This is a genomic window from Scytonema millei VB511283, from assembly GCF_000817735.3.
In the GTDB taxonomy this organism is placed as follows: domain Bacteria; phylum Cyanobacteriota; class Cyanobacteriia; order Cyanobacteriales; family Chroococcidiopsidaceae; genus Chroococcidiopsis; species Chroococcidiopsis millei_B.
Genome location: NZ_JTJC03000001.1, coordinates 1,351,464 through 1,376,324 on the forward strand (window position 1 = coordinate 1,351,464; position 24,861 = coordinate 1,376,324).

General features: G+C 42.5%; 17 protein-coding genes and 1 pseudogene. 12 read left to right on the forward strand and 6 right to left on the reverse strand.

Features of this window, described 5'->3' with window-relative positions; translation table 11 throughout:
- The 3 genes from QH73_RS06100 to hoxU are packed head-to-tail and all read left to right on the forward strand — an operon-like array spanning position 1 to position 3,141.
- Positions 1 to 1,599, forward strand: coding sequence for a NuoF family protein (locus QH73_RS06100; protein WP_039715621.1), 1,599 nt, complete (start codon positions 1 to 3; stop codon positions 1,597 to 1,599).
- The gene (locus tag QH73_RS06105) at positions 1,589 to 2,434 is read left to right on the forward strand and encodes a DUF6544 family protein (protein WP_039715622.1); all 846 of its coding nucleotides are present in this window, start codon (positions 1,589 to 1,591) and stop codon (positions 2,432 to 2,434) included. The genes QH73_RS06100 and QH73_RS06105 overlap by 11 nt, the downstream gene beginning before the upstream one ends.
- A complete protein-coding gene (gene hoxU / locus QH73_RS06110; protein ID WP_039715623.1) occupies positions 2,425 to 3,141 on the forward strand; it encodes a bidirectional hydrogenase complex protein HoxU in 717 nt (238 codons plus the stop codon). Before QH73_RS06105 ends, hoxU begins: the two co-directional genes overlap by 10 nt.
- Positions 3,142 to 3,157: 16 nt before the next feature.
- Here the strand turns inward: hoxU and QH73_RS06115 are convergent.
- The 5 genes and pseudogenes from QH73_RS06115 to QH73_RS27715 form a co-directional block, all read right to left on the reverse strand.
- Positions 3,158 to 3,553, reverse strand: a pseudogene (locus QH73_RS06115) (type II toxin-antitoxin system VapC family toxin).
- 11 nt (positions 3,554 to 3,564) lie between these two features.
- Positions 3,565 to 3,813 carry a hypothetical protein gene (locus tag QH73_RS06120; RefSeq protein ID WP_039715624.1) on the reverse strand — a complete coding sequence of 83 codons (249 nt, stop codon included), beginning with the start codon at positions 3,811 to 3,813 and terminating at the stop codon, positions 3,565 to 3,567.
- Between the two features lie 281 nt (positions 3,814 to 4,094).
- The gene (locus QH73_RS27710) at positions 4,095 to 4,250 is read right to left on the reverse strand and encodes a PIN domain-containing protein (RefSeq protein WP_201277958.1); all 156 of its coding nucleotides are present in this window, start codon (positions 4,248 to 4,250) and stop codon (positions 4,095 to 4,097) included.
- 18 nt (positions 4,251 to 4,268) lie between these two features.
- Positions 4,269 to 4,391, reverse strand: coding sequence for a PIN domain-containing protein (locus QH73_RS28660; protein WP_286194040.1), 123 nt, complete (start codon positions 4,389 to 4,391; stop codon positions 4,269 to 4,271).
- Entirely contained in the window at positions 4,381 to 4,890 is a 510-nt protein-coding gene (locus tag QH73_RS27715; protein ID WP_063777335.1) for a hypothetical protein, read from the reverse strand. Before QH73_RS27715 ends, QH73_RS28660 begins: the two co-directional genes overlap by 11 nt.
- A gap of 535 nt (positions 4,891 to 5,425) precedes the next feature.
- Between QH73_RS27715 and hpsA (QH73_RS06135) the strand changes: the two genes are divergently transcribed.
- The 9 genes from hpsA (QH73_RS06135) to QH73_RS06180 all read left to right on the forward strand — a co-directional run bounded on the left by hpsA (QH73_RS06135) (position 5,426) and on the right by QH73_RS06180 (position 22,429).
- A complete protein-coding gene (hpsA, locus tag QH73_RS06135; RefSeq protein ID WP_132866684.1) occupies positions 5,426 to 10,939 on the forward strand; it encodes a hormogonium polysaccharide biosynthesis protein HpsA in 5,514 nt (1,837 codons plus the stop codon).
- 140 nt (positions 10,940 to 11,079) lie between these two features.
- Entirely contained in the window at positions 11,080 to 11,763 is a 684-nt protein-coding gene (gene hpsB, locus QH73_RS06140) for a hormogonium polysaccharide secretion pseudopilin HpsB (RefSeq protein WP_132866686.1), read from the forward strand.
- A 40-nt stretch (positions 11,764 to 11,803) separates the two neighbouring features.
- A complete protein-coding gene (gene hpsC / locus QH73_RS06145) occupies positions 11,804 to 12,823 on the forward strand; it encodes a hormogonium polysaccharide secretion pseudopilin HpsC (RefSeq protein WP_039715626.1) in 1,020 nt (339 codons plus the stop codon).
- A 50-nt stretch (positions 12,824 to 12,873) separates the two neighbouring features.
- Positions 12,874 to 13,524, forward strand: coding sequence for a pilus assembly FimT family protein (locus tag QH73_RS06150; protein WP_132866687.1), 651 nt, complete (start codon positions 12,874 to 12,876; stop codon positions 13,522 to 13,524).
- A 139-nt stretch (positions 13,525 to 13,663) separates the two neighbouring features.
- Positions 13,664 to 14,011: a hypothetical protein gene (locus QH73_RS06155; RefSeq protein WP_039715628.1), complete on the forward strand. Its 348-nt coding sequence runs from the start codon at positions 13,664 to 13,666 to the stop codon at positions 14,009 to 14,011.
- 694 nt (positions 14,012 to 14,705) lie between these two features.
- Positions 14,706 to 19,913 (forward strand): hormogonium polysaccharide biosynthesis protein HpsA, encoded by a 5,208-nt coding sequence (hpsA, locus tag QH73_RS06165; RefSeq protein WP_052290045.1) that lies wholly within the window; start codon positions 14,706 to 14,708, stop codon positions 19,911 to 19,913.
- Positions 19,914 to 19,923: 10 nt separating this feature from the next.
- Positions 19,924 to 20,676, forward strand: a complete 753-nt coding sequence (gene hpsB, locus QH73_RS06170) for a hormogonium polysaccharide secretion pseudopilin HpsB (RefSeq protein ID WP_039715629.1) — start codon at positions 19,924 to 19,926, stop codon at positions 20,674 to 20,676.
- Positions 20,677 to 20,764: 88 nt separating this feature from the next.
- The gene (hpsC, locus tag QH73_RS06175; RefSeq protein ID WP_063777336.1) at positions 20,765 to 21,781 is read left to right on the forward strand and encodes a hormogonium polysaccharide secretion pseudopilin HpsC; all 1,017 of its coding nucleotides are present in this window, start codon (positions 20,765 to 20,767) and stop codon (positions 21,779 to 21,781) included.
- Between the two features lie 12 nt (positions 21,782 to 21,793).
- Positions 21,794 to 22,429, forward strand: coding sequence for a pilus assembly FimT family protein (locus QH73_RS06180; RefSeq protein ID WP_052290047.1), 636 nt, complete (start codon positions 21,794 to 21,796; stop codon positions 22,427 to 22,429).
- Positions 22,430 to 22,489: 60 nt separating this feature from the next.
- On the opposite strand, the gene glgB is transcribed toward QH73_RS06180, so the two are convergent.
- The gene (gene glgB / locus QH73_RS06185; protein WP_039715630.1) at positions 22,490 to 24,781 is read right to left on the reverse strand and encodes a 1,4-alpha-glucan branching enzyme; all 2,292 of its coding nucleotides are present in this window, start codon (positions 24,779 to 24,781) and stop codon (positions 22,490 to 22,492) included.
- Positions 24,782 to 24,861 lie beyond the last annotated feature (80 nt).

Consider the following 24,861-nt stretch of genomic DNA (forward strand, 5'->3'; position numbering starts at 1 on the left):
ATGGATTTAACCCAATTACAGGAAATTGCCCAGCACGAACGCGCCGCTCAAAAACCGATACAGATACGTTGTTGCGTAGCTGCGGGGTGTCTATCTGCTGATTCCTTAGCCGTGAAACAAAGGCTGGAACGAGCAGTGACAGAGACGGGTTTAGGGGATAAAGTGCAAGTCTGTGGTGTTGGTTGTATGCGTTTGTGCAGTCAAGGACCGTTAGTACAGGTTGCAGAAAGCACGCTTTACGAGAAAGTCACTCCTGAAGATACGCCTTCTATTATTACTGCCCTCGATGGCAGCGAAACAACGGTGCGACATGGCGATTTGACCCAGCCATTTTTTACTCAACAAATGCCAATCGTTTTAGAAAATAGCGGTAAAGTCGATCCAGAACGGATTGAATCTTATATTGCCGCAGAAGGGTATCGGGGACTCTACCACGTTTTGCACGAGATGCAACCGAACGAGGTGGTAGAGGCGATCTCCCAAAGTGGCTTGCGGGGACGCGGTGGTGCTGGTTATCCTACTGGTTTGAAATGGGCAACCGTTGCCAAAGCCAAGGGAGAACGCAAATATGTTATCTGCAACGCTGATGAGGGCGATCCTGGCGCATTTATGGATCGCAGCGTCTTGGAAAGCGACCCGCATCGGGTACTGGAAGGAATGGCGATCGCCGCTTATGCGATCGGGGCAAATCAAGGCTATATCTACGTCCGAGCTGAATATCCTACTGCTATTAGTCGCCTGCAAATTGCCATTCGCCAAGCCCAACGCCTCGGTTTGTTAGGCAGTCAAATCTTTGATTCACCTTTTGATTTCAAAATTGATATTCGCATTGGTGCGGGTGCTTATGTCTGTGGCGAAGAAACCGCATTAATGGCATCAATCGAAGGCAAGCGGGGTTTACCCAGTCCTCGCCCTCCTTATCCGGCTGAATCTGGTTTGTGGAAAAATCCGACTCTAATTAACAACGTCGAAACTTTTGCTAATATTGCGCCGATTATTCGTAAAGGTGCTGGCTGGTTCGCCAGTATTGGTACAGAAAAAAGTAAAGGTACAAAAGTTTTCGCCCTAGCAGGCAAAATTTGCAATACAGGTTTAATTGAAGTGCCGATGGGAACGACTTTACAGCAAATAGTAGAGTCAATGGGGGGCGGCGTACCGGATGGTGGAGTGGCTAAAGCCGTGCAGACTGGAGGACCTTCGGGGGGATGCATCCCAGCTTCAGCTTTTGACACGCCTGTAGACTACGAATCGCTGACTCAACTCGGTTCGATGATGGGTTCCGGTGGCATGATTGTCATGGATGAATCGACCAACATGGTAGATGTCGCCCGCTTTTTTATGGAATTTTGCATGGATGAGTCTTGCGGTAAGTGTATTCCCTGTCGCGTTGGTACTGTGCAGCTACATCGTTTATTAACCAAGATTCGGCAGGGTGAGGCATCGTTAACCGATTTGTCACTGTTGGAAGAACTGTGCGACATGGTGAAAAATACGAGTTTGTGCGGTCTGGGTCAGTCTGCACCTAATCCAGTATTTAGCACTTTGCGTTATTTCCGAGATGAATATTTGGCTATGGTTGGTGAGGCAAATGTTTACTAAAATTTTCCTCGGCATTGGTGTATTGCTGGCGATCGCCTTACTCGTTCTAGCGATCTTGCGACTGGGAAACGCACAAGAGATGAGCGCCAAAGAGCGATCGCTTGAGTTACCAGTGGGTAGGCTTTTTACTGAGGACATGGTGACGGAGTTACCTGAGCCTGTCAAACGCTACTTTCTCCATGCGATCTCCCCAGGAACTCCCCTGGCTAACTCAGTGCGCCTGAAAATGAATGGTAATTTTAAACTTGGGCAGGATAAACCCTGGCTACCGATGCAAGCTACAGAAATTCTCTCTAGCCAAGGATTTATCTGGAAAGCAACAATCGGTCGTGGTTTACTCCGAATGGTAGGAGCCGATTATTATGTTAATCGTTCGGGGCGAATGCAATTTGCGCTGTTGGGGCTTCTACCCTTAGTCAAGGCTAGCAACCCCAACATTAACCGCTCTAGCATTGGAAGACTCGCAGGGGAATTTATCTGGCTACCTTCAGCTTTACTGCCGCAACAAGGTGTAGATTGGCGGGTAATCGACGAACATACGATTCAAGCAAGTCTGAAAATTGATGGCGAACCGATAACGCTGACACTCATTATCGATCCTGACGGCAAGTTATTGAAATTTTCTTTACCCCGATGGGGCGATCGCTCTGCCGATGGTAGTTGGGCTTACATTCCGTTTGGCGGCGAAGTTCAAGCAGAGCATAGTTTTGACGGCTATACCATCCCCTCACAAATAAGTGCGGGTTGGGGGTATGGTACAAGCTCTTATTTTGAATCATTCCGTGCCGCGATCGCCAATCACAATTACGAGATAAAACAGCAGCAATGGCAGTAAAAACTCTTACTATTAACGACCAATTAATCAGCGCCCTTGAGGAGCAAACCATACTAGAGGCAGCAAGGGATGCGGGAATTCATATTCCGACACTTTGCTATTTAGAAGGAGTTTCAGAGGTTGGTGCTTGTCGGCTGTGCTTGGTAGAAATTGCTGGCAGTCATAAACTACAACCCGCCTGTGTCGCCAAAGTTGCGGAGGGTATGGAAGTGAAAACTCATACCCCAAGGTTGCAGAATTATCGTCGCACGATTGTCGAAATGTTGTTTGCAGAAGGCAATCACATTTGCTCGGTTTGCGTGGCGAATGGTAACTGCGAATTGCAAGACTTGGCGATTGAAATGGGTATGGAACACGTCCGGTTAGAATATCATTTTCCCGATCGCAAAGTTGACGTTTCTCACGATCGCTATGGCATCGACCACAATCGTTGCATTCTCTGCACTCGTTGTATCCGAGTCTGCGACGAAATTGAAGGGGCGCACACTTGGGATATGGCGGGTAGAGGGACAAACTCGCACGTTATTACCGATTTGAGTCAACCTTGGGGAACGTCGCAATCCTGTACTTCTTGCGGTAAGTGTGTGAATGCTTGCCCTACAGGGGCGCTGTTCTACCAAGGTTCGAGTGTAGGGGAAATGAAACGCGATCGCGCCAAATTGGAATTTCTGGTGACAGCACGGGAGAAACAGCAATGGCAGATTTAGGACTGGGTGATTTTTGTCAAGGTTCAAGCCAGTTCTCTTGTTGCAAGCCTGAAATGTTTACAAAGTGGCGCGTGTTATCGGTTACAAGAATATCTTGTCGAGAACGGGCGATCGCAGCAATTATTGCGTCTATTTCTCCTGTTGGTCTACCAATTCTTCTTAACTCAGCTTGAATTTTACCAAACTCTTCAGCTGCATTTCGGTCAAACTCAACAATTAGCATCAAGTTAAGAAATTGTTCTAGTATGGTCAAGTTTTGCTATACCCGTTGAGAACAGTAAACTCCTTTGTAAAGCTCAGCTACTACAATTGTGGGAAGATAGCAAAGACTTGCTTTGGTGTTAAATTGTTCAGCTGCAAGAATATTCTGTTTGAGTAGAGCTATACAAATATTGGTATCTAAGACATACACAACTTCTTTCCCTATTCATCAAAGGGTTCTATTGCTCTACCGCGATAAGCATGACGTTCTGTATTAATCTCAGCAAATATTGTATCGAGATCGGGCTGATTTTTCCATGCTCCAAATATTTGGTTGAGTCTATTCAGTCTCTCCTGTTCGCTCACAGGCTGCTCGATCTCAACTTCCAGATAAATTTCTGTACCATCAGGAATATTTATTTCCTCTAATAATTCAATGTTTTTACCATGCTTTATGCCTTTAACTCTCATCGGATTTGTTCCACATATTTAAGAAGAGCTATATCCCTACTATACCTAAGTATTGAAGTTATACCAATTCTGTTTATCTTTGCACTAAATAGGTCGCTTGTAACCCCCCTTAAAAAGGGGGGTTGGGGAGATCTCCCGTGGCATAGTCATATCAAAATGGTATTAGGAGGATCGAGCGGATTTATAAAGCGTACGCCTTCAATTATCGCGTCCAGATTGAAATCTTCGCTGTAGACTACCGGAATCTGATTTAATTTAGCCGTCGCCCAAATTTGAGCATCTCAAAAACTAAGCTGATATTCTTTTACACCTCGGAATGCTTCTAACACGATCGCGCCTGTCACTTCTACAACTTCCCAAGCGAGTCTGTAGTTTTGAATCCGGTTTCCGGCTTCGACTACGCTTAAGGCATTGGGAAACTTGCGATCGCTTGTCACCGTGACGAAAAATTCAGCTCAAATTTGAGTGCTGATGACACCCGTACCGGAGGTAACTAGGCGATCGAGGGTTTGTAGAGCTGCTGTATGTTTGTCGGGGTTGCTGGTATCGTAGGCGTAAATCAGGATATTAGTATCCACGAAGAACTTTGCGGTCATATAAATCTTCGCGGTTCCAAGTACGATCTTCACAGGTAGGATTAGGGGTTGAGCTTTGCTCGATCCGTTGCTGGATAAAGGCTTTTTTTTCTTCCCATGCCTTCAAATTGCGGCTTGTAGGCTGAGCTGCTAAGCTGTATCGTTCTACTGCTTGTCTAGCCGCAGATAGGATGTCGTCTTCGGTTTCGAGTTGTGCTAAATTTTCGACTTTCATTTGCTCGGTAACTTGCCGATGTGCCACTCTGTACTGAGCGTGTAGCAAAGTACGGGCAATTTCTTGCATTACTGCTTCCATATCGGCAGGAGAGCCAAATGCTTCAATCTGCCACAAAGCCGCACGCGCTTCTGGTGGTAGCTCGACGAAAAGCTTGAGCGCCATGCCTGCAATCTGGCTGGGTTTACGCTGCTCTATTCGAGCAATATAAGCAACGCGGTTAGCTGTCTCTATATCGGTATAAGCAGATATCGTCTTTCCTGCCATTTGCTCTTTACTTTCTACGTCTGTAGTTTTTATAGAAAGTATAGATTTTATAGATTGAGATTGGTGAGGCAAAGGGCGATCGCTTTTCTCGCGTGACTATTTCCTGTCTTCCAGACAACGTTGTGGCAACTGGTGCGATCGCGCTTTCAATAACTATCTAACAGCCAGTTAGAAGAATTAGTGAATTTAGTTTCTAGGGTTTTAAATATAATATGCGCAATTTGCGATCGCCTTACCTTCAATCAAATTCAAGTCACCGTACTTTTACTTAAATTTTTACAATTATAAAAACTAATACCCTCGTATTCTTGCTGTGGTTGTTAATAATTTAACTTGATAAAACTGTAAGGGAATAATCTAACTGTAACAATGACGTTTATTCATGAATCTGCATGAAGTAATTAGTTTTGTTTCTAGAGTTAAATACAGATAAAATGCTTTGATTCTTATTTCTATTTAAAAATATTATTTGGCTTTTATTCACGGATTTTGTTTCTAATAGCAACGTCTTTAGAGAACTAGCAGGAAAGCAAAAATGTCAACTCGCAAGCGCCACAGAACTAAACAGAATTTATTCAGACCAATCTGGCGGTTATCAATCAACTCACTGACAAGAATATTTAAATGGCTTCTACGCTGCTATATTCTTATATTGAGAGGAATTAGCGGACGACAACCTCATCTTGCTAAATCTGGCTTTATCTTGCCAACAGTGGCAATGGTAACTTTAGTAGTTGTTCTCCTAACTACAGCTCTTGTATTTCGGTCTTTCGATCGCGCTGGTAAAGCAAGTAATGTCAGGGTTAATCAAGCTGTTCTGAAGGCGGCTGAACCTGCGCTAGATCGCGCTAGAGCTAAGATAGATGCACTATTTAACGATCCGAAACTTCCACGTACAACTCCATCTGATATTGCCTTATATAATGCTTTTATTAGTGATAAATATACACTTGGCGATGAAACTCGCTTAAAGCTTGCATTTGATATCAATAATACTAATGGAATTCAAAAACAACCTAACACAGAATACAAATTAGAAAATGATGAAACTCTGAATACTGCTTGGAAGTTTCCAGTTGATACAGATAACAATGGTAAGCTTGATAGCTATACCCTCTACGGTATTTACTTCAGAAACCCCTCTCGCGCTACTGATGGAAAATTTAATCGAGCTAGAAACCCTCTAGAGGCAAGAACTCCACCTATGACAGGTAGCATTGGTAATGAATGCGCTAACGCATCTGGTACTAGTGCCAGCTTAATCGGTGATTCTAGTTGGTTTAAATCAGATGGTAAACTAATTAAAAACTTTTTTGTTTACACTACAACAGTTCCGATTACTAGCAATCCTACAGATACGACTAATTACGAAAAATATAGTGGCAATACAAGTTTTTCAGCTTTAGAGTTTCAACAGGATCGTAGTAGAATTCCTCTTGTTAGTAACGCAGCTTTATTTCAAGACGACATTATCTTAACTCCTGGTCCTAGTTTATATTTGAATGGTAGAGTTTTCACCAATGGAAATTTACTTTTAGGAGGAAATACAGGCGTTAGACTGTTTCAAGTTAGTAGTGCGTATTCCTGTTTTTATAAGGAAGAGAATAGTAAAATCACCGTTGGCGGTAACGTCGCAAATGGAGGCATTACTGACGAAGATGATAATGCAGCAGATGTAACAGTCGATCTATTTAAAGGAGCAGGTGTTCTCGTTGGTCCTAGTTTCTCTAACACTACTGGTACAATTAGCGAAACTAATAAATCCGTCAACGTAGGAGGAGGCAAAACCGTAGCTTACAACGATGCTGCATACAATAAGCGTATTGCTTTGATGAAGGAAAAAGCTCTCACTTACTCAACTAATGGCGGGACTGTAACCTCGTACACAAACCTTCCAACAGTAAGTAGTGTTAATGCTGTCAGCCAATATCCTTCAGAAGTGAAAGTAGGATTTGAACAGAAATTAACAGCATCAGGTGGTAGCTTAAACGCTCAAGATGCTCTAGCAGAAGAAATAGAAATTTATTTGAGAAACCATATTCGTCGCGTTCCATATGGTGAAATCACATCCTACGCTGGTACAGGTGCATTAGGTTCGTATACTAGTTCAAATGTTTTTACTTCAGGTACTATTGAACCGCCAGCAGCTTGGCAAGAAATTACAAATACCAGTCCCCTCTCGCTGCTAACGGCTCAGCTACCACAAACTCAACCAGAAAAACAACAGGAAGCGAAAAAAGAAAAATATGTAGGCGATCGCATTTTAGTTGGAAATAACCTACCTGCATATTGGAAAAAAGATGGCGTGTACGTTAGTGGATCTAATGAAAAGCAATTTCTGGACACCACAGGTACAATCAAATGGACTGAGCCTAATACTGAACCTCGTTATCGTACAACTCGTGTAGAAATTCTTCCCGATTTAGGGGTTTCTGAACGAAATGGTTTTTGGGAAAATGCTGCTGCACAACAACCTGAATCTGATGTGTCCAATGTCGGTGGCTTGCGGGTGATTACCGGAGCTGGAATTTATGTTGATGATGATGGTTCTGCTACAGTAGGTACTCCTTCTTTCGTTCGCAACACTTATTCTTTTCTGCCAAAACCTACTTGGGACACGAATATAGTTTCAAATCCAACAAGTATTGAGCAGTTTACTACTGCGTCAATCAACAGTGGTAACGAAAATATAGTTGCGTGGACAGATTTGATGCCTATGACTGGAGGAGCGAGTGAAATTGCTGGCTCGAACAGAAAAGGCGATTTGCTCATGAGAGCGACAGCAGTTTATCATCATAAGGACTCTTCATATACAGTCTCAGCTACGAATAGCTACTTAAATCGCACTCCTCTGGCTTGTGTAAGTAGCTATTTCGATCCAACGAATGCAACCACTGCCAAAAACAAGTTAAATCACAATACTGGTTATGGTGTTGATACTACTAACGGTAGATCTAACAATGGTATTGTTTATTCTGCTCCTTACAGCACTGATAGCGCCAGAATTACAGAAGTAGGAACCTACCGAACTCAGCTCAACCAACAGGCAAGGTTAGTGTTTCCGAATGGGCGAATAGTCAATCAACCATTGCGAGATGCTTTGAAAAAAATTGATGCTAGCGGCACGCGCTCATTAGCAGACAACTCAGCTCTCGATACAGCAATTTGTAGTTTGAAGATCCTCGACGGGACTCTTAGCGTCGCTAGCTCACCTCCCCTTCCTCACGGAACAATCAAAGAAGCAGCTTTCCTCGAAGGTAGGGAAATTAAGGCAATTGACAAAACAACAGGTAGTTCTGAATATGACATAGAACTAGAGCAACGCCAACCCCTAGAAATTAGGGTTACAGATCTCGACATGAATCAACTGAAAATTACTACAATTGGTGGATCTACTCGCCAAGAGTACCTACTACCAAATAGTGGTTTGATTTATGCTACACGAGATGACGCGCTACTCGATCTCAGCGATACCTCTGCCGATCTGAGTAGTAGGAAGTTACTCAGCCCAACTGATTTCAAGGTCGATCCCACCCGTCGCCCAAATGGAATTAGACTCATTAATGGCAGTAATCTCGCTAGGGTTAATGCATATAGAGAAGAAGAAAAAGGTTTAATTCTAGTCTCCGATTTAGCAGTGTTTGTCAAAGCTGATACTAACAATGGCTTTAACTTACATCGCACGCCAGCAGGAACAACTGTAGAAGAGTTTGAAAATCCACTAGACGATGATTGGGGAGACTTTTACACGCGAGGAGACGGTTCTGCTGGGAACGGACGAAATACTAACTTTGCCTGTCGTTCGGGACAAACTGGATGTGCTACAGGTTCTACTGATGGCGATACTTGGCGACAAGCAGCCATTTATGCTGATGCTGTCAAGTTACTTTCTAGTAGTTTTCAAGATGGTTTTCGGAATCAAGGGGACTTCGATCTCGGAAATAATACTGGTGGTAATTTTGCTGACACTCGTAAGAAAATTGGTTTTTGGAATAACGGTTTTGTTACCAGTGCTGATTGGGCAGATAGTAGCGGTTATGCGTCTTCTAGAAACTCTTACCTAACTAACGGAGTAACTCCAGTTCAGAGACGGGTAAATTTCCCAGAGTATTTAATGGAAGTCTGCACTAAGCTACCTGTCTCCACATGCGGAGCTAATGACTGGTATGTAAACCCAGAGACAAATCTCAAAGCCTCTGATGCAACTACGATCGGCGCAGCTTTTAATATCAATACCCATAAAGCAGGCACTACAGCAACACTTGCTGCTGCTGACTATAGACGGTATCCACGACGAATAGCTGTGTTGCGAAAAACTGATGGGAGCAATCGGCTGATTTTGACAGACTCTACTGACAAAGCCAACCCTATTCCTATTGGTATTAATAGCTCTGGAAATATTACTCCTTATCCCTATCAAAATTATTCTAGTGGCGCTACAACATACAACGCCTATAACAGTAGCAGTAATAAGCCTCGCAATAGCGATTCTACTTTGTGGTACAGAATGTCTAGCGATGCCAATGACCCAACCAACCGCACTGATAGAAGTACCGACCGTTATGGAAAAAACTTTCCTCTTCAATACATGACTGGTAGTGGTTTGCTGTTACCTGAAACAGTTTGCGTCAAAAAAACTGTAACAGCAGGTAGTTTAGTGCCGTGTCCAACCAGTTGGGATTCAACTGTAGCTAACCTAAATTTACCTACCTCTGATAAAGCCTCTACCTATGCAGTCTGCGTATTTGCAAGTAATAAAGGGTCTACCAAGAAATACAAAACAGTTGGTGATACTGGTTTTGTAGGTAACTGTCCTGGTAATAATAGCAATACCAGTACTGTTTCAGGAGTAATTAAAGGTACAAGAGATATACTAGACAGCCTAACATCCCCAGTTCCTACTGGTTCGCTCACTGCTGCTGGTGGTACTCTCACAGCTGCTGCTGATGTCAACGTATATCAAATACCCAGTGCAGTTAAGCAATTTAACAATAATGCAACTATTAATCTCAACAGTGGTAGTAATCCAAATGCAGTATTTATTCTTAAAGCTCCCAGTGGTAGTTTCAGTTTTGGCGACAGTAAATGTAGCACAAGCTGTGGCGGTGTTAAAGTTGTTCTCACAAACGTCGAACCTAACAATGTGTTTTGGATTTTAGATGGTGGTAGTGTCAAATTTGAAGATGTGACTTCATCTCATGAAATCAAAGGTACCGTCTTTGGTGGCTCTTCTATGCACATGGGCAACAATACGGAAATTGAAGGTCGGCTCTTAGGGAACTCAAACGCCGTTCAATTTAGCAATCCTAGTACTTCTAATGTCACAGCTATTGTTAGCAGCGATCAGCCTTTGTTCATACCAGTTCTACAAATTCACTCACCACAAGGAACTCCTGGGGACAGCACAACCGACCTACCAGATGACGGCAAGATTGAAGAGAAATGGACGCAACTTGTCTCAGCAGAAACATCTCAATTTAACGCTGCTTTTGTTGCAGGTAACATGCCTAGCCGTCCAGAGGAAAAACCAGATGACTTCGAGAACTTTGTACGTTTTCTAGAAAGCTGGAGAGATCCTTCTAATTTCTCACAAAAGAGGAACATGAAAATTCAAGGTGGCTTTATTCAGCTTAAACGTAGTACCTACGCTACCGGACCTGCTGCTGCTGTTCTCAATAAGAGGAAAACATCGGGTAATGCTGCTTATAATAATGGCGAAATGAGCGTTTTTAACTACAAATACACAGCATACAATAATAATACAGGTGACGCTAATCATACTAACGAAACTCCATACACTGAAGCACCAAACCGCTTGTGGGGTTTTGATGTCGCAATCCTATCTCAACCTTCGGACCTATTTTCTGAGAGATTTTCTACACTACCTACGGCTCCTCCTAACGAGTATTTTAGGCAAGTAGGTCGTGACGATCTGTGGGTTCAATATTTGCTTTGTGCTGCACAAGGTTCAGGAAGTAGCTATTCCTATGCAGTTGATGGCAGCGAACGTCCTAGTATTTGTCCAGCTTTGAGTTCCTATAACGACTGATTGAGTTACTAAAAAGAGGCAGTTATTAGTAAAAATTACAATTTATAATAACGAGTCTCTTTCCTATAAAAGCATTAGCAGTGGGCTAGTTTTTCAGATGATTGACATCTACAAAATCAATAATAGATTGGTAAATATTTATGTTTAGCTACATACACAAGCAATATTTTTCTAAAACTGGTGAATCTGGTTTAACTATTATTGAATGCTTAGTAGCTGTTTTAGTAGTTTCAGTTTTGATGGCTGCGATCGCGCCTGCAATTGCTCTTTCTGTAGCTACGCGAGTACAAGCTAGGCGAGTGGAACGGGCAACCCAAGCCGCCAGAACTTACATTGATGGCTTAAGTGCTGGAACAATAACTGCTCCTACTCAGACAGCTTCATTACCGTTCGTCACTAACGCCTCTGTACCCACAGGCTCAAGTAGTTGGAGTTGCACTACTACCGCAACTAATTTCTACTGCTCAAATATTACAGCATCGAGTTTATACTGCATAGATCTTGATGTTGGCAGTAATGGCTACACCTGTACTAGTAATTCTGTCAATGACTTTATTGTTCAAGCATTTCGTACTAGTAACAATCAAAACTATCTGCTTGGCTTGCGAGTATATAGAGCAGATGGTTTCAGTGATAGCAATGCTTTTCAAAAAAGTGATGGGACTAGTAAAAAAACAGCATCAACGTACACATCAGGGTTAGGTAATCGCAAAGCTCCATTAGTGGAAATGATTACAGAAATTAGCCCCGATCGACCAAAATACACAGATTTTTGTAATCGTTTGGATTCTTCTAGTACAGCTCCTTGTAAGAGTAATAACTAAATAGTCTCAGTAATCTTATCGCTTTTTATATGCTTGCAGTATGAAAAACAGTAACGCGCTCAGTCTAAGCAAGTTATTCTCAAAGTATCAAAAACAACGCTATCAAGTAGCTCAAAAAAGCAGAGGTTTTACTCTGATTGAACTCTTGATAGCAATGGTAATGTCATCCATTATTTTGGGAGCTTTGCTAACATTTATTAATACTTTGCTGAGTTCAGAGCGTCAAGAGCAAGCAAAGGCAACTACAGAACAAGAAATTCAAGCAGCACTTGATTATATTGCCCAGGATTTACAACAAGCAGTTTATATCTATGATAATGATGGATTAAGTAGAAACTCAACTACAAATTCCACAACTTCTGGAATTAAAGACCAAATTCCACCTGTAGCCACTGGAGCTGATGGTTGTGGTAGTTCAACACCTACCTGTGTTCCAGTCCTGGTATTTTGGAAACGCGAACATAAGCAACGTGTAGTACCAGTAACAGGAGTAACTGCCAAAGATGATACTTTTGTTTACTCTCTAGTTGCCTATTACTTAACTAAAGGGGATAGTGACAATAGGTGGTCTAATAATGCCCGCATTCGTAGATTTCAAATTCAAGGTGGAGTGGTAAATCCCACGACTCCAACTAATGCTGATAGAACTCCTAACTATATTACAGGTGAGACTCCTAGCAATGGTTTTATGCCGTTTGACTTAAAAGTATCTGGTAGTACGCTTCAAGAAAAAATGAATCGTTGGCAAAAGGCGACTACAAATAACAATATTGGCAATGCTGTAAACTATAATGCAGAAGCTAGAGTACTAATTGATTTTGTAGACAATAGTAGTACTAACCTACCTGATTGCCCTGCTAACACACAGCGAGTTCCATCAACCTTAGTAGGTGGATTTTATTCGTGTGTTAATTCTGCTAAAACTATAGCGCAAGTATTTATTAGAGGTAACGCTCTGGCTCGCATAGACCAAAATAATGCATATAGCAGTACTCAGTCTGTTTATTTCCCGACTGCTAGTGTTCAAGTTAAAGGGCGTGGATTATTAGGTGGCGAATAATTTAATTATTGAGAGTTATTGTAAATTAAAAATCAGAAGCTAATATCATCATGATTGGAGTAGCATTAGTCAAAAGAGCGCGGTTACAAAAAATATCTAATTGTACCGCTTTGTTAGCCAAGCAATATTCAAGTCAGGTCGCACGAAAAAACTATCTATCTAATTCTGGATTTACACTTCTAGAAACGCTGGTAACGGTAATTATAGTTGGTGTTTTAGCCGCGATCGCCGCTCCTAGTTGGGTAAGTTTTACAGATACTCGCCGCCTTAATGCTGCTCAAGACCGAGTTCTTTACACAATACAAGAAGCTCAAAGTAATGCTAAGCGAGATAAAATTACTTGGGAAGCTTGTTTTCGTAATGATGGTAATAAAGTTGTATACGCAGTTCATCCCAGAGTTATTAGTAATAGCAGTTGGAATTGTACTCAAGCTACAAACTGGCAATCCATTCTTCAAGAAGGTTCTCAGTTTATTACAATTAATTCAACAAACTCTACTTTGCGGCAAAATCCAACTGGATACTACCGAGTCAGGTTTAGATTTGACGGCGCACTTGATACACAGGATGGTGGTGCTGGAAACCAACAAGGTAGAATTACCTTAGCTGCTCGTTATGGTGGTAACAATCCTAAACGCTGTGTCATTGTTTCTACTTTACTAGGTGCGTTGCGTTCTGCTCAAGATAATCAATGTCAGTGATTCTTATTATTCAAAAAATCATAGAATAAAACTTTTTATTCTAAATTTGCTACGGTCTGCCCTTATTTAGACGAAAGTAATTATTTCCCTGATAGTCATCTAAACGCAACTGTAGAATATAAAACTGTAGAATACTACTATGGCTCCCAAAGTTTCAGCAACAGCAAAAGTGTATTGGCTTACGCCCGAACGGGGTGGTCGAAAGGTTCCTCCATCTGGTTCTGTCTATGCTGCTACCGCACAGTTTGACGAGCAAGAGAACGAGTTTTTTAGCATAGTTATACGCTTTCCGACATCAAAAGAGCAGGGGGAAAATGGTACAACTTCTAGGGTGGATGAAGTCGAAGTTGGCTTTCTCGCTCCAGAATTGGTTGAGAGTAAGTTAACTCCTGGCAAAGAGTTTTCAATAACTGAAGGCAATCGAATTGTTGCCCAATGCCAAATTCAATCTATCAGCTCACCCGTAGGAAACGTAAGTGAAGCTTAACCGATTCAGGGTCATACGATCCCTGGTACGTAGACCAAATGTGGTAGCTAGGTAACACGACCGCCACTCCAAACTTACTATGTATCGTTCCAGGATAACTCTCTTCAGCTTCAGTCCCGCCAAATCGAAACGACCAATTTCCTAACCATATGTAGAAACCAGGAATAAGTGCATCCGTACTCCAGGCTATAGCTTTTCGTGCCTGCTATTTTTTGTTCATCTTTCAACGCCCCAGATAATCCATTCTAGTTATTAACTTTAGATTGTCGAGTATTTAGAGTATTTAGTCGTTAGTTGACCTAATAAGGCTTCGGTGCAACTTTACTCTTGTTCCCCCCTTTTTAAGGGGGGCTAGGGGGGATCTTTTCTCGAAGTAGTAGAGTCTTGCGATCCCCCAACCCCCTTAAAAAGGGGGCTATGAAAAAGTCATACATGAGATTAATAGTGCTTTTCTATACTTTAAGTCTCTACTTGATAGCGCGATATTTGTAGGGACACACAGCTGTGCGCCCCTACAGATCGTGTGTTTTACCCAATTGCAAACCGCTATAAAACAAAGTTAACCCATGTGTAACACTAGCCCCAAAGAACTTACGGCGCGATAGAATAACTTTGCAGGCTAGCAGGGGAGAACGCTTCTAGGCGTTCTATCTACTTCAACCTAAGTAGATACCCTTAGAGTGGAAAAGTAGTAATGTTAAAACGTATACTGAAATCTATCGCGCGATCGCTGACTCGTAAACAAAGGCGACGACGGTTAAAACCTCTAGATCTCAAAAAACGCCGCCGTTCGGTCGAGGCTGGCTTTATTCTACCAACTGTAGCCGTGGTATCGATGGTAGTGGTACTACTGACCGCAGCGATGACAATTCGGTCTTTCGATCGCGCCCGGAATGCCAGTAATGTGAGAGTAAGTCAGGCAGCAGCAGAAGCAGCCGCACCCGCGATCGCCCGTGCTAAAGTTAAAATTGAGGCTTTAATTAGAGATCCTGCCCTACCCAGCCGCACGCCTGCTACTCAATCGCTCTACAACGCAATTAAATACAACTCTAAATTTACTTTTGGCGACGAGACGCGCCTGAAACTAGGCTTTGATATCAATCAAGATAATGCCATAACCGCAGACAACGCCGACATCAAAAATGACGAAACGTTAACAACTGCTTGGCGCTTCCCCACCGATACCAATAATAACGGTAAATTTGATACGTATACGCTTTATGGGATTTACTTCCGCAGTCCTAGCGTTGAAGCAGGTGATTTTAACCGCGAACGCAATCCTCTCGAAGCCAGAACCCCGCCTGTAAATATTCCAGTTGCAAATAGCCGTTGTGCCGATATTCTGAGTGCAGATACAGAAATATTGGATAATGGTTGGTATCAATCTGGAAATCAATTAAACAAAAGCTTTTTTGTCTATACTGCCAGCGTACCTATTACAGATAATACCGATTTAGGCGATCGCTTTGAAACTTTGGCGGGTAATACCAGCTTTTATGCATTAGAGTATCAACAAGACCGTAGTTTGATTCCGCTCAATCAATACGCTGTATGGTTCAACGACGATTTAGAATTGTCACCTAGTACCGATTTTCGGATCAATGGCAGAATTCATACTAATGGTAACTTGCTAGTCGGTGGACGCAACAACGCCACAGTTAGATTTTATCAAGTCGATAGTCAAGAATCCTGTTTCTATCAGCCAGAAAACGGCAAAATTACTATTGGGGGTAATGTCGGTAATGGTAGCGTTACCGATACAAGCGATCGCAATGTCGTAACCGTCGATCTATATAGTAACAATCCAAGCAACAGCACCGCTCAAATTGGCAGTATCAATAAATCTACAGAAGAAACAGGCGGAGAAGAAATAGCCTATTCTGATGATGCTTTTAACCAACGTATTGCCTTGATGAAACAAGCAGCATTAGAATTTTGTATCGAAGCTGGACGAGATTGTTCTGAATTAGAACCACCGGAAATTAAGACAGTTTTAGCAATTAACAGATATCCTGATGAAGTGAAAAATCGCTTCAGCCAACGCTTGCAGGAAAATCCTAGCCTAAATACGTATATTGTCCTGAAAGAAGAATTAGAAAGATATCTACGTTATCGAACTCGGCGCGTTCCATATGCAGAAGTTTTAGAGTCAAATGACGATATTTTAAACGATTACACTCAAGATAATATTTTTGCCAATTTAAATACAATCGAACCGCCTGCCGAATGGCGAGAGCCAACAGATAATAATACTAGATTGTTACTCAGAACGCGCCAATTAGAAGCGACATCTCCCGAACAACAACTAGATGGAATTGAGAGATATTTAGGCGATCGCATTCGTGTAGGAAATAACTTACCTGCATATTGGAAAAATGGCAATAACTATGTTACAGCACCGCGCGATCGACAATTAGTTACAGGCATAAATTGGACGAGTCCTAGCGATCTACCCCGCTATCGTAGCACCCAAGTACAGCCATTCGATCCTAGCGAAATTGCAGAACGCGGTGGATTTTGGGAACGACAAACTTCCACTAATACTGGAGGTTTACGGATTATTACAGGGGCAGGAATTTATCGCGATCGCAAAGATAATAACTCTCGCATACCAGCTTTACAAGTCGATTCTTTTTTACCCGATCTATCAAACCGTAAACTAGACTCTGGAGCAGATCTTCCCACTCCTGACAATCGGTTAAGGATAGCAGGTCAACCTATAGATAAATATACCCTGGTTTGGTCTGACATGATGCCAATGACAGGCGGCGATGAGGAGATTAAAAAGCAGGAAAAAGCAGCACCTCCTAATCTGCGGATGCGTGCGACAGCAGTTTATCACTATACCCAGAGTACGGGTGTCGATCAAATACCAATTGCTTGTGTTAGCAGTTATTACGATCCTACAGATGAAATCACAGCCAAAAATGGCAAGTTTGGTACTAATAACGGTTATCCCTGGGGCGGAGGTGGTAACAACTTACCCTATCATTATGACGAGCGTGGTAGGTCAAATAATGGCGTAGTTTACGAAGCTCCTTATACTAGCAATAACGATAGGATTAGAGAGATTGGTATCTACTTAACAGAACTAAGATCGCAAGCAAAGTTAATGTTTCCTAACGGGCGCATTGTCAATCAACCGCTACAAAATGCACTCAAAAAATTAACTGCTAACGTTACGCTGGAAGACCCTGACAAACCGCTGAGTATATCAGATAATGCCACGCTTGACACAGCAATTTGTGCCTTAAAAATATTAGATGGGACAATTATACCAGTCAATAATAATCCGATTATTCCTCACGGCGCAATTCAAGAAGCCTCTTTTTTAGATAGTAGAGAAATTAAGGCAATTAGCCGCGATGAAAACGATCCTTCAAGTTCTACACTCAACAGCGATCGCAATCCCCGCTACGACTTAGATCTAGAACAGCGTCAACCGTTAGAAATTAGGGTGACAGATATCAATTTGAGTACGGGAGAAATTCAAGAAACATATAGCGATCCAAAGAAAGAAAAAGTCGTAGGACTTACTCGAAAGAAAATAGATCCAAGTCAGATTGAAAGTGATTATCTATTACCAAATAGTGGTATAGTTTATGCTAGTCGTGATGATGCTTTACGCGATGATTCATCGGCGATCGATTCTATCAATCGGAACGCAGTTGTAGTACAAAGTTCAACAGATACATCTGCGATCGTACGTCTTGAAAGTAGGCTGCTCAGTCCTACAGATTTTAAACTCGATCCTACCCGTCGTCCTAATGGGATTCGGTTAATTAATGGGAGTGACTTATCGCGAGATCTGGATAATAGATATCGACCGGAAGAAAAAGGATTGATTTTAGTTTCCGATCTCCCTGTATATATCAAAGGTGATTTCAACCTTCATCAAACACCGTTAGGTAACAAATTAGAAGAGTTTCAAGAAACATTAGATTGGTCTAATTGGAGCAATTTTTATACTCGGAGATTAGGAAATCTCAATCCAAATTTTGCCTGTCGCCCTGGAAAAGCAGGATGTCCCGATCGCGATGGCGATACGTGGCGATCGACTACTATTATTGCTGATGCTGTGACGCTGCTATCTAATTCTTTTAGAGATGGATTTCGCAATGAGGGAGACTACGATCTCAACAATAATACAGCCCTCCCCATCTCTCAACAAACTACGCCAGACGATCCTCAACAGCCTACGACAGAACGTGACAAGGTTTTCCAAAATCGTAATAATCAAGGCTTTTGGGATAACAGCTTTGTTACGAGTTCTGATTGGTGGGATACAAATAGTAGCGGTAATCCATATCCTAATCAGAAAAATTCCGACGATAGTTATGTAGGTTCCTATTTAACTAACGGAGTCACACCCATACAGCGACGTACAACTTTTCCTGAATACGTCATGGAAATTTGTCGAAAGATACCTGTTGAAACTTGTCAAGAAAGTGATTGGAAGATTGGCTATGACCAAAGTAGGGATGACAAATTAGATAATACCGAAATAAATAGTGCTATAAATCTCAGTAGCCCTCCAAATGGAGGATACAAACCCGATCGACTTGGGGCAGGTACTACTGCCCGACCTGCTTTACAACTGGAAGATCGGCGCTATCCTCGGCGAGTGGCTTTTCAGAGAAACGATAACTTAAATAATCAAAACCAAAATCAAAATAGGAACCAGAATAATCGCCAGAATAATTTAAACGATCGGCAAAATAATCAGCCGAGCAATCCAAGCGATCGACAAAATAACCAACAGAATAATCAACAAAATAATTCAACCAACCAACAAAGTAATCTAGGCAACCAACAGAATAATCAACAAAATAATTCAACCAACCAACAGAGTAATCCAGGTAACCAACAGAATAACCAACAGAGCGATCGACAAAATAATCAACAACAAACCAACCAGCAACAAAATAATCAACAAAATAATCAACAAAACAATCAGCAACAAAATAACCAAGTTAGTGCTAATCAACTAACTCCTTTAGGAATCGATTCTCAAGGAAACGTAAAACAGTTTCGCTATGTTGATGGAAATAATAACGTTAGACCAGATGGATTACCTCGGCAAGTACGTAATGCGTTATGGTTTAAAACAACAACTAACCCTGTCGATCCAACTCAGGGTGAATCCTATAGTCCGAATAATCTGCTGTTTATTAAAGAAGTCTCTAACGGTAAGCCGCTATTAGTCCCTGTTTTACAAATTCATACTCCCGATGGTTCTCCCAGTGAAACCCTGGATCGAGGAAACCCAAATCGCTACGCTACCAACTGGTTGCAAATAGCCGAAGAGGATACAACCTTTAATGCCGTATTTATGACTGGTAATAGTCCCAGTCGTCCTCAAGAAGAGTCAGCGGGATTGCCTAACTTCGTCCGTTTTCTAGAAAATTGGGAAAACAGGGTAGTCAACATCAATGGTAACTTTATTCAAATGCGGCGGAGTGCCTACGCTACAGCACCATTTATGCCGATCCGTCGCGACACGGCTACTGAGTTGGCTACGGCAACCGATAACCTTAGCTGGTTTGACTACGCCATTAATAAATATCCCACTGATGGCGCTAATAACGATTTACCGACAGGAACGCCACCATATTACAGCGACCCAGAACGACACTGGCAATTTGATGTTGCCTTATTATCCCAATCTTCAGACTTATTTGCCCAAGAGTTTACAACTCCATCAACAAGCCAGCCTAGCGAATTACTCAGAGAAGTCAGTCGAGACGATCCTTGGGTACAAACTTTGTTGTGTGCAGCCATAGCTAGCGATCGCACTGGCAAAATTACAGCTACCTACACTCAATATGCGATTTCAGATAAAACCCAGCGTCCGGTAACTTGTCAAAACGATACACCAGATTATCCGGCAAACTTGAATTAGGGTGAGGGATATGAAAACTATTCAAGTCAAAAGTCAAAAGTCAAAAGTCAAAAGTCGCTTCCAATTCCCAACTCCCGACTTCCGACTCCCGACTCCCACCTCGTCAGGCTTTACCATCCTCGAAGCTTTAATCGCGATCGCAATTTTATCAATCTTGATGACCGCGATCGCGCCTGTTTTTGTCCTTGCTGTTGGTAATCGGCTGCAAGCAAGGCGAATAGAATTGGCAACTCAAGCAACAAAAACCTATATTGCTGGAGTTAAGGCGGGAACGATTGCACCACCACAGCATACAGTTGTCCTAAATGAAGTCGATAGTAACAAAAATTTTAATTCTCAACGCGAACAATTTGTTGCTACAGCTCCTCCTTCTACTTCTGGTGGTTTGCGTTGTACGAATGTTACAGTTAGTAATTCTTATTGCTGGAATAATACGACATCGAGTTTATATTGTTTCGATTTAGATGGTGGCGGTTGTAGTAGCGATAGCGGACAAGATTTGGTGATTCAAGCTTTTCGCAGCGCCAGTTCTGAGGATCGATCTATGGATAAAGCTTATATATTGGGGCTTCGGGTTTATCGTGCTGCTGGTTTTAGCGATCTATCACCGCTAGTTGCTAGCGATGCTAATACTCAAAGAACGCAGTTGACTTTTTCGGGAGGGTTGGGTAATTTCAAAACACCATTAGTAGAAACAGCTACAGAAATTGCTAATGATGAGTCGAGTATAAATGATTTTTGCGATCGCCTTGGGTGTGAGTGAGTTAAAAGTCAAAAGTTAAAAGTTAAAAGTTAAAAGTTAAAAGCTCTGTTTTTTGATTTGCTATTGATAATAAGGTTGAAAATGTCGTATGCGTCATAGGTTTTTTGATTTTTGTCGCGCAAAGACGCGGAGGCGCAAAGGAAGAAAAGAGAAGAGAGGATTGGGTTGCAGTGGTTTTACTTTGATTGAGTTGTTGGTGTCGATTGTGATTTCTTCGATTGTTTTGAGTTCGCTGTTGTCTTTTATGACGAATATGTTGACTTCTGAGCGGAGAGAACAAGCAAAGTCTAGTAGCGAACAAGAAGTACAGTTGGCTCTTGATTATATTTCTAGGGATTTACAAGAAGCTATTTATATTTATGATGCTGATGGCGTGCAGGCGATCGCTGACCAATTACCTCATGCTAGAGAAGTAGATAAAGTTCCCGTACTCGTGTTTTGGAAGCCTACTTTTTTAGCTCAAGATCGTCCTGTTACTACGATGGATGGAACTGCAACCACTGTTGGATGCTTGACTAAGTTGCCTAGAAATGATGCCTGTAGTCAAAGAGATTATTTTGTTTATTCTTTAGTCATTTATTACTTAATTAAAGATAATAATCCTGCTTGGTCTGAAGCAGCCAGAATTGGTAGACTCGAACTACAAGATGGAATCAGAGATTCTAATAATTCCAGAAATTATCTGACAAATCCCTCTCCTGGTTTTCAATTATTCAATCTTTCTCAAGCCGGAACTCTGAAAGATAAAATGAATGCTTGGCAAAAAGCAGATACAGCTTACGATTCTCAAAAAATTCCGATTGAAGTTTTAGTAGATTACGTCGATCCGAGTCCGAGCGATCGCGCGCCAAAGCCGTTAGATTGTCAAAATATTTCTTCTGTGGCTCAACTCGTTCCTGCTAATACTCAACTGGCTAATCCTTTACAAATAAATAGTTTTTATGCCTGTGTAGATGCAGCGCGCAATCTAGCTCAAGTTTATTTGAGAGGAAGTGCGTTAATGCGTTTGGAGCAAAATGCTGTTTATAGTGACGCTCAGGCTGTTTATTTTCCTAGTTTAAACATCCAAGTCAAAAGTCGCGGTACGACTAGCTCTAAATTTTAGCGGCAATTTGTTATGAATAAAATCACCAAGACAATTTTACACCCATCGATTTTTCGTAGGGGCGCACAGCTGTGCGCCCCTACAGATCGCGTTCCTCTGGGAATCTCCATTGGGGATAGGGGAGAGAGGGAGAATCGAGGATTTACCTCGATCGAACTCATCGTTGTAGTCATTATTATCGGAGTTTTAAGCGCGATCGCGGCTCCTAGTTGGGTGGCTTTTGTTGACGGTCGCCGTTTGAATGTGGCTCAAGACCAAATTTTGCGCTCTTTACAAGCAGCACAAAGTAATGCTAGGCGAGATAAAGTGACGTGGCAAGTCAGCTTTCGCGAAAATAACGGCGTAGCACAGTGGAGCGTTCTGCCAGCAAGTACAAATCCGACCGTTGTAACTTGGCAAAACTTAGATGCAGCAATTCGGATCGTCGATCCAATTGTGAATGCTAACGATCCCGATGGCACGACATTAGAATTCGATCCTACTCATAACTTGTGGCGAATGCAATTTAACTATCGCGGAGAAGCAAATAGTCCATTAGGAAAAATTGCGATCGCCACTCGTAACGGCGGACAGCGCTGGAGTTGTGTTAAGATTGCCACTCTCTTGGGCGCAATCCGATCCGCTAGCGATGAAAATTGTCTGAATTAAATGTCATTGGTCATTTGCGAGTAGTTAGTAACTTTTCACTTACGACTTACGACTTACGATTTACGACTTGCTCATCGCCTCTGCTGTTTTTTCCCGATTTAGCTTCAAAATCAGCACGCCCAAGGGAGGCAAACAGAGATCGATAGAATAGGGGTGATTGTGGTATTGCCATTCATCCGTCCATTTTCCACCTAAGTTACCCATGTTGCTACCACCGTACTCGCGGGAATCGCTATTGAATAACTCTTGGTAAAATCCTGGTTCGGGTACGCCAATTCGGTAGTGGGAATGCGGTTGGGGAGTAAAGTTACAAACTGCGATCGCAAAATCATCTGAATCTTTGGCGCGACGAATTAACGCAACTACGCTATGGCGATTGTCGCTGCAATCGATCCACTCAAACCCTGCTTCAGCAAAATCTTGGCTGTACAAAGCTGGTTCAGAGCGATATGTGTGGTTTAGATCTTTGAAAAACTGCTTGAGCTGTTGGTGTGATTCATATTGCAACAACTGCCACTCTAAGTCACCCCAGACGTTCCATTCGCTCCACTGTCCGAACTCCATGCTCATAAACATGGTTTTTTTGCCGGGGTGAACGAACATGAAGGTAAACAAGCAGCGGACGTTGGCGAATTTCTGCCATCTATCCCCTGGCATTTTGCCGATGATGTTACTTTTGCCATGTACGACTTCATCGTGGGATAGAGCCAGCATGTAATTTTCGCTGTGGTGATACCACATGCTGAAAGTGACGTTATTTTGGTGGAATTGGCGGAACCAAGGGTCCATACTGAAGTAATCCAGCATATCGTGCATCCAGCCCATGTTCCACTTGAGATTAAAGCCTAATCCGCCCATATACGTGGGCCAAGATACCATAGGCCAAGCGGTAGATTCTTCCGCGATGGAGACGATGCCAGGAAAATAACTAAAAATAACGTGATTTGTTTGCCGTAGGAACTCTGCTGCCTCTAAATTTTCCGTGCCACCATATTGATTTGGCAACCATTCCCCTTCTTTGCGGCAATAGTTCAGGTAAAGCATTGAGGCAACGGCATCTACCCGAATTCCGTCGATGTGATACTTATCAAACCAGAACAAGGCGTTGGCAACCAAGAAGTTTCTCACTTCGTTGCGGCTGTAGTTGAATACTAAAGTTCCCCATTCTTTGTGTTCTCCCTTGCGCGGATCGGCGTGTTCGTAGAGATGAGTCCCATCAAAGAATGCTAACCCGTGTCCATCTTTAGGAAAATGACCTGGAACCCAATCAACAATTACCCCAATACCGTTTTGGTGGCATTGGTCAACAAAATACATGAAATCTTCTGGCGTGCCATAGCGGGACGTACAAGCATAATAGCCAGTGACTTGATATCCCCAAGAGCCGTCAAAGGGATGCTCTGCAATTGGTAATAATTCAATATGGGTGTATCCTAAATCTTTCACATAGGGAATTAGGCGATCGCCAAGTTCTCGGTAGGTGAGAAAACGCGCTCCCGGTTTGAGTTCCGAGACAATGACGACGGGTTCTGTCTCCCCATTAGGCAACTTGGGGGGTTCGGCAGAGGAGGCGTGCAACCACGACCCGAGATGGACTTCATAGACAGAAATTGGCTGTGTTAGGGGGTCGGTATGACGGCGTTTTTCCATCCATTCCAAATCGCTCCATTGATAAGCGTCTAAGTCTGTGACAATGGATGCGGTTTTGGGTCGGGGTTCTTGCTGATAGCCATAAGGGTCAGACTTTTCGTAGATGTGACCATCGTTATTTTTAATTTCATATTTATAGCGATCGCCGACTTTAAGTTCGGGGACAAATATTTCCCAAACTCCTGTCGCACCTTTACGCATTTGGTGCTTGCGTCCGTCCCAATGATTAAAATCTCCAATAACTGACACGTTGCGCGCGTTCGGAGCCCAAACAGCGAAATAAACTCCTCGAACGCCATTAATTTCCGTGGTGTGCGCCCCTAATTTCTCGTAAATGCGGTGGTGATTGCCTTCCGCAAATAGATGCAGGTCAAAATCTGTCAAGCGGGGAGAACGAAAGGCGTAGGGGTCGTAGATCACGCGCTCGTGTTCTCCCTCTAAAATCCGCAACTGATAGTTTGCCAGTTCGGGAAGATCGAGCGTGCATTCAAAAAAATTGGGATGATGCACGGTTTCCATCGGAAATTCTTTTCTTTCCTCTGGCAGTACCACCCACGCTGCACTCGCATTTGGTAAGTATGCTCGCACTGCCCAGACGGTTTTGCCTTCCTGTTCCACGGAATGAGCGCCTAGCACTTCAAAAGGATCTTGATGCTGGTTCCAAATAATTCGATCTACCTGTTCTGGTGCAATGGTGGTCATAGACATGCAGCTACCTACCTGGAATAAATTTACTAAACTCCTCTCGTCATACTTATACACACTCTTTACATTTATTTGCA

Coding starts and splice junctions, on each gene's coding strand:
- QH73_RS06100 (WP_039715621.1), top strand. CDS start 1: ATGGATTTAACCCAATTACAGGAAATTGCCCAGCACGAACGCGCCGCT.
- QH73_RS06105 (WP_039715622.1), top strand. CDS start 1,589: ATGTTTACTAAAATTTTCCTCGGCATTGGTGTATTGCTGGCGATCGCC.
- hoxU (WP_039715623.1), top strand. CDS start 2,425: ATGGCAGTAAAAACTCTTACTATTAACGACCAATTAATCAGCGCCCTT.
- QH73_RS06120 (WP_039715624.1), bottom strand. CDS start 3,813: ATGAGAGTTAAAGGCATAAAGCATGGTAAAAACATTGAATTATTAGAG.
- QH73_RS27715 (WP_063777335.1), bottom strand. CDS start 4,890: ATGGCAGGAAAGACGATATCTGCTTATACCGATATAGAGACAGCTAAC.
- hpsA (WP_132866684.1), top strand. CDS start 5,426: ATGTCAACTCGCAAGCGCCACAGAACTAAACAGAATTTATTCAGACCA.
- hpsB (WP_132866686.1), top strand. CDS start 11,080: ATGTTTAGCTACATACACAAGCAATATTTTTCTAAAACTGGTGAATCT.
- hpsC (WP_039715626.1), top strand. CDS start 11,804: ATGAAAAACAGTAACGCGCTCAGTCTAAGCAAGTTATTCTCAAAGTAT.
- QH73_RS06150 (WP_132866687.1), top strand. CDS start 12,874: ATGATTGGAGTAGCATTAGTCAAAAGAGCGCGGTTACAAAAAATATCT.
- QH73_RS06155 (WP_039715628.1), top strand. CDS start 13,664: ATGGCTCCCAAAGTTTCAGCAACAGCAAAAGTGTATTGGCTTACGCCC.
- hpsA (WP_052290045.1), top strand. CDS start 14,706: ATGTTAAAACGTATACTGAAATCTATCGCGCGATCGCTGACTCGTAAA.
- hpsB (WP_039715629.1), top strand. CDS start 19,924: ATGAAAACTATTCAAGTCAAAAGTCAAAAGTCAAAAGTCAAAAGTCGC.
- hpsC (WP_063777336.1), top strand. CDS start 20,765: ATGCGTCATAGGTTTTTTGATTTTTGTCGCGCAAAGACGCGGAGGCGC.
- QH73_RS06180 (WP_052290047.1), top strand. CDS start 21,794: ATGAATAAAATCACCAAGACAATTTTACACCCATCGATTTTTCGTAGG.
- glgB (WP_039715630.1), bottom strand. CDS start 24,781: ATGACCACCATTGCACCAGAACAGGTAGATCGAATTATTTGGAACCAG.